13 protein-coding genes are annotated in these 12,740 nt (G+C 70.6%); 2 read left to right on the forward strand and 11 right to left on the reverse strand.

All coding sequences use genetic code 11. The annotated features are described in order from the left end of the window. Nucleotides 1-379, forward strand: a 379-nt coding sequence (locus ACLJWH_RS38040; RefSeq protein ID WP_411146382.1) for a hypothetical protein, incomplete at its 5' end; no start/stop codon positions are given. Between the two features lie 2 nt (nucleotides 380-381). Here ACLJWH_RS38040 and ACLJWH_RS38045 read toward each other — a convergent pair. Further along, entirely contained in the window at nucleotides 382-1,110 is a 729-nt protein-coding gene (locus ACLJWH_RS38045) for a prepilin peptidase (RefSeq protein WP_411146383.1), read from the reverse strand. A 406-nt stretch (nucleotides 1,111-1,516) separates the two neighbouring features. Here ACLJWH_RS38045 and ACLJWH_RS38050 point away from each other — a divergent pair, with 406 nt between their 5' ends. Then, nucleotides 1,517-2,770, forward strand: a complete 1,254-nt coding sequence (locus ACLJWH_RS38050) for an IS110 family transposase (RefSeq protein ID WP_411146384.1) — start codon at nucleotides 1,517-1,519, stop codon at nucleotides 2,768-2,770. A gap of 45 nt (nucleotides 2,771-2,815) precedes the next feature. Here the strand turns inward: ACLJWH_RS38050 and ACLJWH_RS38055 are convergent, their stop codons facing one another. The 10 genes from ACLJWH_RS38055 to ACLJWH_RS38100 all read right to left on the reverse strand — a co-directional run bounded on the left by ACLJWH_RS38055 (nucleotide 2,816) and on the right by ACLJWH_RS38100 (nucleotide 12,728). Then, on the reverse strand, nucleotides 2,816-6,199 hold the full coding sequence (locus ACLJWH_RS38055) for a BTAD domain-containing putative transcriptional regulator (protein ID WP_411146385.1): 3,384 nt from the start codon (nucleotides 6,197-6,199) through the stop codon (nucleotides 2,816-2,818). Nucleotides 6,200-6,204: 5 nt separating this feature from the next. Beyond that, nucleotides 6,205-6,663, reverse strand: coding sequence for a pilus assembly protein TadG-related protein (locus ACLJWH_RS38060; RefSeq protein WP_411146386.1), 459 nt, complete (start codon nucleotides 6,661-6,663; stop codon nucleotides 6,205-6,207). Nucleotides 6,664-6,665: 2 nt separating this feature from the next. Beyond that, entirely contained in the window at nucleotides 6,666-7,115 is a 450-nt protein-coding gene (locus ACLJWH_RS38065) for a hypothetical protein (protein WP_411146444.1), read from the reverse strand. Further along, nucleotides 7,115-7,486: a TadE family protein gene (locus tag ACLJWH_RS38070; protein WP_411146387.1), complete on the reverse strand. Its 372-nt coding sequence runs from the start codon at nucleotides 7,484-7,486 to the stop codon at nucleotides 7,115-7,117. The genes ACLJWH_RS38065 and ACLJWH_RS38070 overlap by 1 nt, the downstream gene beginning before the upstream one ends. 46 nt (nucleotides 7,487-7,532) lie before the next feature. Then, a complete protein-coding gene (locus ACLJWH_RS38075; protein WP_411146388.1) occupies nucleotides 7,533-7,745 on the reverse strand; it encodes a hypothetical protein in 213 nt (70 codons plus the stop codon). 52 nt (nucleotides 7,746-7,797) lie between these two features. After that, nucleotides 7,798-8,688, reverse strand: a complete 891-nt coding sequence (locus ACLJWH_RS38080; RefSeq protein WP_411146389.1) for a hypothetical protein — start codon at nucleotides 8,686-8,688, stop codon at nucleotides 7,798-7,800. Nucleotides 8,689-8,693: 5 nt separating this feature from the next. After that, a complete protein-coding gene (locus ACLJWH_RS38085) occupies nucleotides 8,694-9,617 on the reverse strand; it encodes a type II secretion system F family protein (protein WP_411146390.1) in 924 nt (307 codons plus the stop codon). After that, on the reverse strand, nucleotides 9,614-10,951 hold the full coding sequence (locus ACLJWH_RS38090) for a CpaF family protein (protein ID WP_411146391.1): 1,338 nt from the start codon (nucleotides 10,949-10,951) through the stop codon (nucleotides 9,614-9,616). Before ACLJWH_RS38090 ends, ACLJWH_RS38085 begins: the two co-directional genes overlap by 4 nt. Before the next feature lie 205 nt (nucleotides 10,952-11,156). Next, complete coding sequence (locus ACLJWH_RS38095) at nucleotides 11,157-12,032, reverse strand: hypothetical protein (protein ID WP_411146392.1); 876 nt, start codon at nucleotides 12,030-12,032, stop codon at nucleotides 11,157-11,159. A gap of 3 nt (nucleotides 12,033-12,035) precedes the next feature. Continuing rightward, nucleotides 12,036-12,728, reverse strand: coding sequence for an SAF domain-containing protein (locus ACLJWH_RS38100; protein WP_411146393.1), 693 nt, complete (start codon nucleotides 12,726-12,728; stop codon nucleotides 12,036-12,038). Nucleotides 12,729-12,740 lie beyond the last annotated feature (12 nt).

Consider the following 12,740-nt stretch of genomic DNA (forward strand, 5'->3'; position numbering starts at 1 on the left):
CCGCCACATCCTCGATAACCAGCGCCGACAATCCCGAAAACACCACAGCCACAAGCTCGTTGACATCCCGCATGAGATGTCAACGACACACGTCACCCTTCGTAGCCACCGACTACGGAACAGAGCCGTTAAGTTGACACACCACGCTGTCACACCCAACGCGGGCAGGGGCCTGGCCGACATCGTGGCCGAGGCACTCACGGGCGAAGACATCGAGCTCACCCAGCAGTTCGCAACAGCAGCAACACATCACTACCGGGCAGCGTTCGAATGTCGCTCCAGGGTCGCCGCCACCCATAGTGGATGGGTCGTCACGGTCCGCGTCGGGCCGTACATCGAGCGGGCTAGCCACTCTCAGAAGAGCCCTGTCCTCTGCTGAGGTCAGGTGCTTGTGGTGAGGGCGGCGGCGAGCGTGCCGATGATGAGGAACGGCCCGAAGGCCCGTGTGCTCTTGCGGTGTGCGCGCCTGGTGACTAGGAGCAGACCTGCCACCGTGGCGCCGAGGAGGTAGGTCAGGACGAGCGCGAGGACTGCGGCCTGCCAGCTGTGCCAGCCGAGCACCGCACCGAGAGAGATCGCCAACTTCGCGTCGCCCAGACCTGTTGTGCCCACAACGGCGAGCACGGTGAACAGCCCACCGGCCGCTGCCGCGACAACCGCGGCACGCAGAAGGCTCCCGGCTTCGTGGTGAGCGGCTGCGGCGGTGAGCAACGCCAGCGTGCCGACGGCGGCAGCCAGCGTCAGCAGGTCCGGCAGTCGCTGCACCGCACTGTCGATCAGCAGAAGGCCGGCACCGAGGAAAGCGATCCAGTACTGGGCGGCGGCGTACCAGCCGACAGAGCCACCGGCCGCGACCACAGCGAACGCGGCGGCGGTGGTGAGCTCCGGCAGCCAGGGCGCACACAGCCGTCCACGGCAGTTGGGGCAGCGGCCGCCGGGCGGCAGCAGCCGCAGGGCGTGCGTGCCCCATGTCGGCACCGGCCGCGGTGAGCAGGCCGGGCAGGTGACGTGGGCGGGCTGCCCGGCCGGGACGGCGAGAGCGACGACGACCGGGCGCAGACCGGCTCCGGCCACAAGGCCCACAAGTGTGGCCAGCAGTTGGCTGAGCATGCGGCGTCCTAATTCGTGAGTAGTGGTTCCAGATCAGTTCGTGGGCGAGCTGCTGGACTGGTGATGTGGGTTGGGTTCGTGGTGGTCCCGTGGGCACCGGGCAGACCCCTGTGGTGTCCCGGCCCTCCGAGGCCTTACGAGAGACCGGTGGCGCCCGGTGTCTTCGGGCCGCCGCGAAACTCAGCCCCATGTCCCGAACGTTGATCGTTGTGGTGTGAGCCCGCCGCAGGGTGACCTCTCTGTTTCGTCCCGAGCCGTCGAGCTCTGCACAAGACGGAGGCCTCTGCGGTGCGCTGGTGCCGCGAACGGCTAGTGAGATGGCGGACCGAAGAGTCCTGGAATTAGGTCGCCGCGTGGCCCGCACAGGCCCACCACCTGCGCGAACGGCAAGAGAATGGGGAACTGCATGACCGTGTTCTGCGGGATCGACTGGGCCGAGTCGCATCACGACGTGGCCCTGGTCGACGAGACCGGGCAGCTGCTGGCCAAGCGCCGGATCACCGATGACGCGGCCGGCTACCGGCTGCTGCTGGATCTGCTCGCCGAGCACGGCGACACCGCCGCCGAACCGATACCCGTAGCTATCGAGACCAACCGGGGCCTGCTCGTCGCCGCCCTGAACAACGGAACGCGACCGATCTACGCGATCAACCCGCTCGCCGCGGCCCGCTACCGCGACCGGCACAGCGTCTCCCGCAAGAAGTCCGACCCCGGCGACGCCCTCGTCCTGGCGAACATCCTGCGCACCGACCGCCACGCCCACCGCCGGCTGCACGCCGACAGCGATCTGGCCAAGGCGATCACTGTGCTCGCACGCGCCCAGCAGGACGCGGTCTGGAGCCGCCAGCAGCTGGTCAACCAGGTCCGCTCGCTGCTGCGCGAGTACTACCCCGCAGCCCTGGACGCCTTCCTCGGCAAACAGCCTGGCCTGGCCCGCCCCGAAGCCCGCACGGTACTGGCCTCGGCCCTGACCCCGGCCAAAGCCGCCAGGCTGACTCCGGCCCAGCTGCGGGCCGCACTCAAACGCGCCGGCCGCACCCGAGGCATCGACACCGAGGCCGACCGCCTGCGCACCGTCTTCCGCGGCGACTACGCCCACCACCCGCAGGCCGTCGAGGATGCCATGGGGCATCAACTGCTCGCCCTGATACGCCAGTTGGATGCCGCCTGCTTGGCCGCCGAGGAACTCGCGACGGCGGTGGAGGAGCATTTTCGACGGCACCCGGACGCTGAGATCCTCCTCAGCTTCCCCGGCCTGGGAGTGCAGCTCGCCGCCCGGGTGCTCGCCGAGATCGGAGACGACCGCACACGCTTCGCCGACGCCCGCGCGCTCAAGGCATACGCCGGATCGGCCCCCATCACCCGCGCCTCGGGCAAGAAACGCTACGTCGGACGCCGCTTCATCAAGAACGACCGGCTGATCACCGCCGGATTCCTCTGGGCCTTCTTCGCGCTGCGGGCCTCGCCCGGAGCCGACGCGCACTACCGCCGACGGCGAGAACGCGGAGACTGGCACGCCCAGGCCCAGCGACACTTGTTCAACCGCGTGATCGGCCAGCTCTACCACTGCTTGCAGACCGGACAGCTCTTCGACGAACAACATGCTTCACCTCCTCAATGGCAGATCTGGCCGTCGCAGCTTGACTTCTTAGGCACGTGAGATGTCTCTCGTGCTGCGTCGCCGGTGCGCGGCGGGGCGGGTCGGTCAGGCGGACTTGCTGAGCTGGGCCAGGATTTCGGCGGTGGACTCTTCCATGTCGACGCCCAGTTCCATGTTCAGGGTGTCGAGTTTCTCCGCGGCCCGCTCCAGCGCGTCCCAGTCGCCGAGGGCGGCGTAGGTGCGGAACAGAATGCGGTAGAGGTTTTCCATCTCGGGTGCCGCATCCAGCCCCTTGGTTGCCGCCCACAGTGCGCCGCGCGGGTCGCCCTGGGCCAGGCAGTGCTCGGCCAGGTCCGCGGCGGCGTCCACGATCGCGGAAATCATGCCCTGGGCCTGGTGCTCGGCCCAGGCGTAGCGTCGGCTGTTGACGCCGGAGAACGGCCGGCCCCGCACGAGTTCGAGTGCGGCGCGCAGCTGGGCGGCGGCCTGAGCACTGGGGCTTTGGGCGGCTGTTGCGGTCAGGCGCTGGAAGCGGTGCCAGTCGGAGTCGACCGTCGGGGCCAGGGCGTAGCGGGCGTCGCTGGTGGTGGCGATGGGCGGAAAGAACGGGGTGCCGTCCTCATCGGTGCCCAGCCACGTACGAAGCCGGCTCACGGTGGCGTTGCGGTACTTGCGGGCGGTGTCCCGGCCGGGCCACATCGCCTCGTCCACGGCGTGGTGGTCGAGGTTGGGGTGCAGCACCAGCCAGGCGGCCAGCTCGATGCAGGTCCGCTTGCGCTTGGACTCGATGGTGCCCTGGGCGCCCTCGATGTCCACGAGGCCCAGCATCCGCACCACGGGGCCGTCGCCCGCAGTGTCCTCCACCACGACCTCGGACTCCGGCGACGGCTCCGGCGTCTCCTTCATCAGCGAGACATGTGCGTGTACGGCTGGACCACGGTGCTGTGCCGCAGCCGAGGAAGAGCCAGACGGTGTGGGCTCATCCATCCCGCCAGTGGGGAGGGGGAGCCTTTCGCCACCCTGGTCCTCGGTGTCGTCCTCAGAGGCATCCGCCTCGTCAGCTGCTTCGGCCGGCGGTTCGTCTTCATAGAGGGCGAACTCGGCCATCAGGCTCGGCACCTGGGCCGGGGAGCTGAACGGCGCCGCCGGAGGAGCGACGGGCACGGCCTCAGACTCATCCGTCGCTGCCGTGTACTGCGGCAGATCCGGGACGGCTTTCGGAGTGGTGGCGACGGGCTGGGCGCCGGGGACGTCGTCCGCGCGGGTCGTCGCCAGCACCTCCAGCGCGTAGGCGTAATCCTCATCGCTGAGCGCCTGCACGTTGCACGAGACCTTCACCTCGGTTCCCGGCAGCCGCAGTGTGACGGGCCCGGCCGCTGTGTCGGCATCCACCACCTGGGCCCCGGACGGGACGGCCGCACCGCTGCCGGTGGTCACCAGCGCGGTCGCCGACCGCGGATAGTCGGCAACGACCTGACGCAGCTCCTCAAGCTCGGTGCCCGCACCGTCATCTCCATCGCTGAACAAGAGGTGCGGGCTCCACGCAGCGGCGGTCTCCTCCCCGGTCCGTGCGCGCCGCAGACCAGGTGCGCCCAGGACGGCCAGGGCGCGCTGCTGCTCGGCGTGATACGCCCGGATAGCGCCCCGCGCGCTGGCGATGTCCGCGTGCTCGATGACCCGCTCGGGGAGTTCCTCACGCAGGCCGGGCGCCGACTGGCCGATGGCGGAGACGGTGAGGTGGTCGGCGAATTCGCTGGCTGCCAGCTCCAGTGCAAGGGTGCGCAGCACCCGGTGCCGGTCGGGCCCGGTCAGGTGCAGGTGACCGGCGTTCTCCAGGTCGAGCAGGATCAGGTGGCCCTGCTCGTCCCACCCGAGGGAGGCCAGTGTCGGGTAGGGGGATTCGACGTCGTTGGTCTGCTCCTGGGGCAGCAGTTCGACCCCTCGCGTGGGGCAGGTCCACCGTTGCAGTGCGTCGGGGGTGGCGCTGAAGGGCGGTACGGGCGCGGCCGGTTCGGTCAGGTGCAGCACGATCTCGCGCGGTCCGATCACCGCTGCCGACAGCGGGGGCAGTTCCCGGTCGGCGGCGGTGAGGTGGACTGCTGCGGTGCGCAGGGCCCCGTCGAGCATGGTGGTGTCCAGAGCAGCTTCGGCGGTACGCAGATTCTGCTCGGTGGCTGCAGCCCCTTCTTCGGGGAGGGCGATGCGGCGGCCGCGGTGCCGGCGACGCTGTTGCAGGATGCGGCGGGTGGCGACAGTGGACAGCAGGGCCGCGGCCAGGACACCGCCACCGATCGCGGCGACCTGGCCGGGGCTGACCTGCTCCGAGGCCGCAGGGCGGGCGGGTGCGTGCGGGGCAGGTGTTGCTTCGGCGGGGGAGGGCGGAGCGGAAGGCGTCCGCGAAGGTGCTGTCGTCTCGTCGTGCCCTGAGGTCTTCCCGTCGAAGGCGTGGGGCGCGGCGGGAGCGGGCTTGGTGTCCTTTGCGTCCCGGCCTTGCTCCTGGTGCTCGTGATGGGGGGCGGCGGCGCTGCCGTTGTCCGGCTCGGGCGCGGGTTGTTCGTGCTTGGGCGGCGCGTCCTGGTCGTGTTTGCTGTGCTTGCCGGGAGTACTCGGGGTGGGGGGCAGGTCGAGGCGCTCGCCGGGATAGATCAGGTCCGGGTTGTGGATCGTGTCCTTGTTCTCGGCGTAGATGTCGGGCCACCGGTCGGCGTTGCCCAGCTTCTTGTCCGCGATGGCGGAGAGCGAATCTCCAGTAACCACCGTGTACGTCTTGGCCTTCGGCTCCTGCCGCGTGCCGGCCTCGGTGGAGGCCGGGGCGGCCGTGGCGAGCTGAGTGTGCACGCCGCTCGCGTCGGCCGGCAGGTTGACGACGGTGCCGGCGGGCAGCGTCGCGGTCTGCGGCAGGCCGGGGTTGAGGACACGGATTTCGGTGTGGCGGCGCCCGTCGTCAAGGTAGTGCTCGGCCAGGTCCCAGAGGGTCTCGCCGGTGGCCCCCACGGTGTGCCGGGGGCCGGTGTGTGTGGCCTGCTGCCCAGGGGCCGAGGTGTGGGGAGCGGAGGGGCCGGGCGCTGCTGTGGCGCTGTGGGCGACTGCGGTAGCGGGTGTCGCGGCGATCGCGGTGGCCGACGGCAGGACCAGCAACCCGCCCAGCAGGACGGCCGCAAGGCGTTGTGGTGCGGCAAGGCCCCGTACGCGCGGTGCGGCGCGGTGCCGCAGCAGGGCCGCGGCCTCCACGACCAGCGAGGCGACGAACCACGCCCACAGCACCCAGCACACGAGCGTGATGGCGGTGAACAGGACCTGTCCGTCGTCCGGTGCCATCAGCGTGTCCTCGAGGTCGCCCAGGGACGGCACGCCGGCGGGCAGCGTGCCGATGCGCAGCAGCCCGATTGGCAGGCCGACGACGAGCGCGGCCAGGGCCAGCAGGCTGCCGACGGCGCGTACCAGGGTGAGCGGCCAGGGGCGACGCGCGGGGGAGTGCGGGTGGGGCATGTCAGTCAGTCTCCGACCTGGTGGACGAGCTGGGCGGTGCCGTGCCCGGTGACGGGCAGTGTGGGCTGGCCGACGCCGACGAGCATCAGGCAGTGGTAGGTGTCGCTCACGCTCACGTCCAGGCGCTTGCCGCCGCCGGAGACAGTGACGGTGCCGTCCACTCCGGCCTTACGCAAGAAGTCCCGGGCGACGGAGGCAGCGGCTTCCGGGTCGACAACGACGTCCCCGCCCGGGATGGCTTGCCCGGCATCGATCTGCTGGCCGCCCGCCCGTGCTGCGGCGTTGGCGACATCGTCGGCGTGCGCAGATGCCTTGAGCTGTCCGCCGCCGTCCACGACGAGGGCCAGCAGGGCGAGAAAGACCAGGCCGACGATCATCCAGAACAGGGTGGCCGAGCCCCGGTCACGCGGACCGTGACAGCGGCGGTGCAGAAGCCGGCGGGTGGTGGCGGGCAAGGTCAGCATGTTCACTCCGCGCGGTCGGCGTACTGGTCCAGCGCGCTCGTGGCAGTGGCGGTGAGCGTCTTGGAGCCGGGCAGGCCCGGGACCGTCAGCTGGGAGAGCGGGATGGTGCAGGTGACGGTGGCGGTCACGCTCGCGGCCTGGCCGAGCGGCGCGTTGAAGGAACTGGTGTCGATGCTGACGGTCTGGCTGGTGCAGTTGCGGTCGTCCTGGCGCAGGGAGGCATTGGCTGCCGCGTGGTCGCGAGCCTGGGCGGTGTCCGCGTCGGCGGCCTGGGATGCGGCGCGGGCCGCGCTGTTGGCGGCGTTGTCGACGGAGCTGTCGAATACCCCAGCCAGACCGTACGCGGCGAGCAGCCCCAGGAAGGGCAGCAGGAACGTCACACAGATGACGGTTTCCAGGGTGTAGGTGCCCCGGTCGTCTTCTCGCCAGTGGAGGCGGCGCAGCATCGTCATCACGGCCCCACGTTCCAGCGCTCGACCGGCACCTCGGCGGACTTGGTGACCTGCGGGGTCCAGCCGGGCACCAGCGAGAGGCTGCTGCCGGTCACCGTCACACGGACCCGGTCGGCAGTGGAACCGGCCGAGGAGACATTCGTGCCCTTGATGAGGTGGACCCCGGCGAGCCAGCTGCGGGCACGGGCGGTGCCGTCAGCGGGGGATGCCTGGTAGGCGGCGCCGGCGGTGGCGGCCTTGCGGGCAGCGGTGAGCGCGGCCTCCTGGGCCAGGTACCACATACCCAGCTGCAGCCCGGCGCACAGAATCAGCATGATGACCGGGGCGATGATGGTGAACTCCAGCGTCCCCATCCCCTCATCGCCCTGCATGCCTGCGCACCGTGCGCGCCACCGCTGACACCAGCTCCGCCACATGTCAGAACGAGCTCTTGAAGGTGTTCATCAGCGAGTCGAACTTCCCGTTGAACGCGACGCCGAAGGCGGTGGCGGCAACGATGAGGACGGCGCCGATGATGAGCTTCTCCAGGGTCTCCAGGCCGGCGTCGCTCCGGGTGCTCGTCACGCGGGCAACGACGGTCAGCCAGTGGTCGGTCAGCCGGGAGCGCAGAGTACGGGCGGTGTGCTTCATAGGTTTCCCCCTTTGGTGGTGAACAGTTCTGGGTCGGTGGCCGCCGGAGCGGTCAAGTGCTGATGAGGGTCTGGAAGAGCGGATAGCCGAGGGTGGCGAACAGGACGACGAACAGCACCGTGCCCGGCACCACCGATTTCTCGGAGTCCGCGTTGGCCTCGGCCTGGACGTCGGTCTGCAGCCGGTTGCGGAGCGCCTTGGCCTGCGTCTCCAGCGCCGCGATGATCGAGGCACCCTCACCACCGGCATGCGCGAAAGTATCCGCAGGGCCAGCCAGTTCGGGGACGTCCAACTGCTCGGAGAGCGCCTTGAGGGCATCCCACGGCGGGGTGCCCGAGAGCCGGGCCTGATCCAGCGCGGCCCGGATCCGCACGTAGACACGCCCGTCGCCGACGGCCGCTGTCTCGTACAGGGCCCGCTCAGCGCCGGAGTGCGCACCACGCTGCAGCCGGGCCCGCTCCATCAGCGAGGCCACCGCGTACCGGTACTCCAGCCGCAGCTTCGTCGCCTTAGATCGCACGTTGGTGTCGGCGGAGACCCACATGATCGCCGCGAACATCACCGAGACGAACAGCGGCACCACGAACGGCAGCGGCAGGCCGAGCAGCGCGGCCATCGCCAGAGCCATCTGCGGCATCGCGAAACCACCGATGGCGCCGATGACCTTGTCACCGACGTGCTTGGCCGGCGAAATCCCCAGCAGCTCCAGATCCTTGCGCGGCACGCCCACCCGATCACCGGCGGACTCCAGGACGCGCGTGCCGACCTGCTCGGTCCAGATCGCGCTGTGGGAAGTCCCCGGCGCATGCTGAGCCGTCGGGGCCGTGGTGGTGTTCTCCAGGCGGTCGAGGACCGTGCCCAGGTCCGGGCGGGACGGCAGCAGTTCCCGGACCACCAGGAAGGCACCGCCGCCGATCATCGCACCATAAACGGCGCCTGCCATCGACATCATCCAACGCCCCCCTGCCCGGCCATCGCGGCCTGCTTCGTTTCCTGGGCCGGACGCGACTGCAGCAGCCGCGGCGAGGACCGCATCGCGCACAGGCGCCGCAGCCAAACCATGGCCCCCACGAAGGCGGCGCCCATGAGCAGCAGCCACATCTGCCCGCCCGCGCTGCTGTAGGCCGGGCCGAACGAACTGCCCATGGTGAAGCCCATGGCCAGCACGATGATCGCCACCCAGCGGGTCTGCGTGCGGACCTTCTGGCGGTCCGCGTCCACGGTGCGCAGGGACGCCGCCTCTTCGGCCGTCAGGTCGGAGAGGGTCTGCAGCGTCTCGACCATGCCGCGGCCCCGGTCGCGGATGTGGGTGATGAACACCAGCACCACGTTGTCGACCGCGCCGTCCTCGAAGTCGTCGGCGAAAGCACGGTAGGCGGCTTCCGGATCGACGCCCATCCGCAGACGGGCCTCCAGCGTGCGGACAGGGTCATGGATGTCGGCGGGGACCTGGCGCATCGCGCCGCTGATCGCGGCCTCCAGGGTGTGCCCGACGACGTGCGCGCCGGCCAGGTGCTGAAGCCAGCGCGACAACGCTTCCAGACGCACGATGCGGCGGGTAGAGGTGACCGACGGATGCCAGATCCAGGGGAATCCGGCCACCACCGCGGCGGCCAGCAGACCCTGCACGGGACGGGCCGACCAGACCCACACCCCGACCGCCACCGCGCCGGAAGCGACCACGATCCACCGGTAGCGCTCCGCCCACGCACCGGGCAGAGACTCGCACACCCGCTGCCACAGCGACGCCCGCTGCGGCCGGACCCGCTCCGCTTCGGCCGGCGGGTTGAACGACCGTACGGCCAGGGCGATGCCGGTCACCATGAGCAGGCCGCACAGCGCACCGAGCATCCCGAGCTGTCCCAGACTCATCGCCGCACCAACTCCATCGGTCGGGGCCAGCGCCCGTATTGCGCCTCGGTCAGCCAGCGCTTGTCGAAGCCGCTGTCTTCCAGCTCCTGCATCACTTCGCCGGTCGGCAGGTCCCTCGGGACGCCGCGCGGGTCTCCGTCACCGGCCGGCGTGAAGATGCGGCTGAAGGCGGGCTGACCGCCTTCGCCGGGGGTGACCTGGAGGACGTCGGAGACGTAGCGGTGGCGGCGGCCGCCTATCTGCGTCTGGTCGGTCTGCCGGATGAAGACCACGAAATTCACCGCGTTGGCAACCAGCTGGTAGGTGGAGTCGACGTCCTTGCCGGCGCTCTGGCACAGCTGCACCAGACGGGGCAGGACCAGGCGCGGGTAGGCGGCGTGCAAGGTGCACATCGAGCCGCGGCCGCCGGAGCTCATCGCATCGAGCATCGGCGCCACTTCGGTGCTGCGGACCTCGCCGACGACCACGCGCGTGGACAGCATCCGCAGCGTGTGCGGGTACATGTCGGCGATCGTGATCCGCCCGGTCTCCCGACCATCCTTGCCGACCTCACCGTTGGAGGCGCGTTCCTCCATCGCCATCACGTGCGCGGCGACGTTCGGATCTTCGTCAAGGAAGAGTTCGCGGTCGGTCTCCAGCGTGACGATGCGTTCGCCCGGACCGACCTTGCGCACCAGCGCCCGCAGCAGCGACGTCTTGCCCACGCCCATGTCCCCGGCGATCAGCATCGTCTGCTTCGCCGCGACCAGGCCCTGGAGGAACGCGCTGAGCGAGGGGCTGAGCGTGCCCCATTCGACGAGGTCTTCCAGGGAGGCGCTCATGACGCGGTGGCGGCGGATCGCCATGGTGGGCCGGGTGGTCAGCAGCGTCGCCGCGACGCGGGAGCGGTCCGGCAGCCGGAAGTTGGTCATGGGGGTGGCCGGGTTCAGGACGCGGTCGCCGTGCCCGGAGCGCGCGGCGAGCCGGTTGATGAGCGCCACCAGGCTCTCGTCGTCGTCGGCCACGGGGTCGACACGCTGGGTGGGCCGGTCGAAGTAGTCGATCTCCACCCGGTCACCGTCCACGACGATGTTCTCGACGCGTTCGTCCTCCAGGTACTGCTGGAGCGGGCCCGCCTTGAACAGCGCGTTGATGATGGCCTGCCGGACGGTCTCCAGCTGGGCGCCGGACAGCGGCCGCGCGGTGCGGGCCTCCTCGACCGCCCAGGCCGAGACGCGCTTGGAGACCAGGGAACGGGCAAGCTCCAGCTGGTCCTCGGCACTGAGCCGGCTCTCACTGCTCCGCTCCGCTTCGACCAGGTCCTGCGACACCGCGTCCTGCAGTTCCCGGATCACGGCCCGCGAGACAGGCAGCACCCCGGGAAGCTCGGCCAGGCGGCCGGGAGCGGCAGCATCGTCTTTGCCGAGCTGCACCGGTGGGGCAGCAGGCTGCGGCCCTGGGGCCGGTGCGGCACTCCCGCCGTGCGGGCCCTGCTGTGCAAGCACATTTCTCAGCAGCCCGGACAAAGGGGTGCCCCCGTTCACCGGGGTGCCGTTGCGGTTAGCCATGGGCCGGCACCTCCTGGCGCGGGGCGGTCAGCCGCTGCACCACACCGGCAACCACCGGCGAGGTCACGGGCGACGGGGGCAGCTGCATGCGCAGGCGCCGCGTGCTGGCATCTACTTCGGCGGCGCGGGCCGCTTCGCGAGCGTGCTTGAGCAGCCGCATCGCCGAAGGCTTCACCTGCCGGGTCGTGCCGTGCGTGAGGATGCGGGCGGTCTTCTCCTCCCACGGCAGCGTGCCGATCACCGGGACCTGCAGCCGGTGGGCGATGTCATGCGCCGAGACGTCGCCCTCCTGCACCAGGAGCAGCCGCAGGGCATCGGCGCCCGTCCCGCGCTCCGCCAACTCCTGCTGGAGGGAACGGGCGACGGGCAGTGTCTGCGCCACGCTGGTCATGGTGTTGCGCATGACCAGCACGACCAGGTCGGCGCGGTGCAGCAGCGGCCGGGGGCAGAGAGAGGGGTGCACCCCTCCCGGTTCGAGCACGACGCGGCCGGCGTCGATGACGACGTCGTACCCGGCGTGCTGGTCCATGGCCTGCAGCAGCAGGCTCAGCGGCTCCCAGGTCTGGGCGAGGGCAGCGGCCTGCAGGGGATCGGTCAGGCCCGGCAGCCACAGGCGGCTGCCGGACGCATCCAGTTGCCGCAGGTGCGCCTCGAAGCCTTCCGCCAGCGTGCCTTCGCGGTCGGCCTGGGCCAGGTGCCACAGGCCGACTTCGCCGCCCCACTCGCCCATGCGGTAGCCGGTACGGATGGAGCCGCCCTTGGCGTCCGCCTCCGCCAGCAGCGACGGCCGAGGCCCGGCCAGCGCCATGGCCAGGGAGGAGACGGTCACGCCGCTCGCGTGTGCTGAGGTCAGCGCGATCACGGACATCGGTCAGTCCTTCGCCGAGAGCACGATGGCGACCCGGCCGGTGGCGGCACGGGCGGCGAGCTGCGCGCTGTCGGTGGAGGCCACAGCGACCTGGACGACGACGGCCCCGGCGGCGTTGGGGGAGCCGACCTTGACGACCTTCGCCTCGATCTCCTCCGGGTTGGCCGACTTCGAGCCCGAGGCCGGGGCTGCCTCGTCCTTGCCGGGCGTGGAGATGACCTTGATCTGGTCGCCGGGGGCGAGCGCGTCCGAAGGGGCAGCGCCGCGCTGGACCTCGACGGCCACGAGCTCCTGGCCGTCAGGCAGGGTCTTGCCGCCGTGGATCTGAGAGTTGGCCAGCAGCTCACCGCGGTGCAGCGGAGCTGTGGCACGCCGGCCGACCACGCTGTTCTTCTCGCTGGCCTTCACCGGCTGCAGGGCAGGGTCTTCGGGCAGCGCCGCGGTGGTCAGGTCCTCAGCGGTGATTTCCGCTCCGGCCGGGACGTCCCGGGCCACGGCCAGCACGTCGACCCGGTCCCCGGCACTGCGTACCAGCATGGACGTGCCCAGCACGCCGACGAGCGTGATCAGCACGCCGAGCACCAGTGTGGAGCGTTTGCGGCGCCGGGGCGCGGGGCTGGCCCCGATTGGCGTCTCGGGCCGCATCGGGGGCGCGGTGGTGGGGGAAGGAATCTGGGGGGTGCTGGAGTGATTCATCGCGCCCGACTT

This window comes from Streptomyces sp. x-80 (assembly GCF_046549095.1).
Taxonomy (GTDB): Bacteria; Actinomycetota; Actinomycetes; order Streptomycetales; family Streptomycetaceae; genus Streptomyces; species Streptomyces celluloflavus.

Bases quoted from the DNA above. Each gene is read 5' to 3' on its own strand.
- ACLJWH_RS38045 (WP_411146383.1), bottom strand. From the start codon at position 1,110: ATGCTCAGCCAACTGCTGGCCACACTTGTGGGCCTTGTGGCCGGAGCC.
- ACLJWH_RS38050 (WP_411146384.1), top strand. From the start codon at position 1,517: ATGACCGTGTTCTGCGGGATCGACTGGGCCGAGTCGCATCACGACGTG.
- ACLJWH_RS38055 (WP_411146385.1), bottom strand. From the start codon at position 6,199: ATGCCCCACCCGCACTCCCCCGCGCGTCGCCCCTGGCCGCTCACCCTG.
- ACLJWH_RS38060 (WP_411146386.1), bottom strand. From the start codon at position 6,663: ATGCTGACCTTGCCCGCCACCACCCGCCGGCTTCTGCACCGCCGCTGT.
- ACLJWH_RS38065 (WP_411146444.1), bottom strand. From the start codon at position 7,115: ATGACGATGCTGCGCCGCCTCCACTGGCGAGAAGACGACCGGGGCACC.
- ACLJWH_RS38070 (WP_411146387.1), bottom strand. From the start codon at position 7,486: ATGCAGGGCGATGAGGGGATGGGGACGCTGGAGTTCACCATCATCGCC.
- ACLJWH_RS38075 (WP_411146388.1), bottom strand. From the start codon at position 7,745: ATGAAGCACACCGCCCGTACTCTGCGCTCCCGGCTGACCGACCACTGG.
- ACLJWH_RS38080 (WP_411146389.1), bottom strand. From the start codon at position 8,688: ATGGCAGGCGCCGTTTATGGTGCGATGATCGGCGGCGGTGCCTTCCTG.
- ACLJWH_RS38085 (WP_411146390.1), bottom strand. From the start codon at position 9,617: ATGAGTCTGGGACAGCTCGGGATGCTCGGTGCGCTGTGCGGCCTGCTC.
- ACLJWH_RS38095 (WP_411146392.1), bottom strand. From the start codon at position 12,032: ATGTCCGTGATCGCGCTGACCTCAGCACACGCGAGCGGCGTGACCGTC.
- ACLJWH_RS38100 (WP_411146393.1), bottom strand. From the start codon at position 12,728: ATGAATCACTCCAGCACCCCCCAGATTCCTTCCCCCACCACCGCGCCC.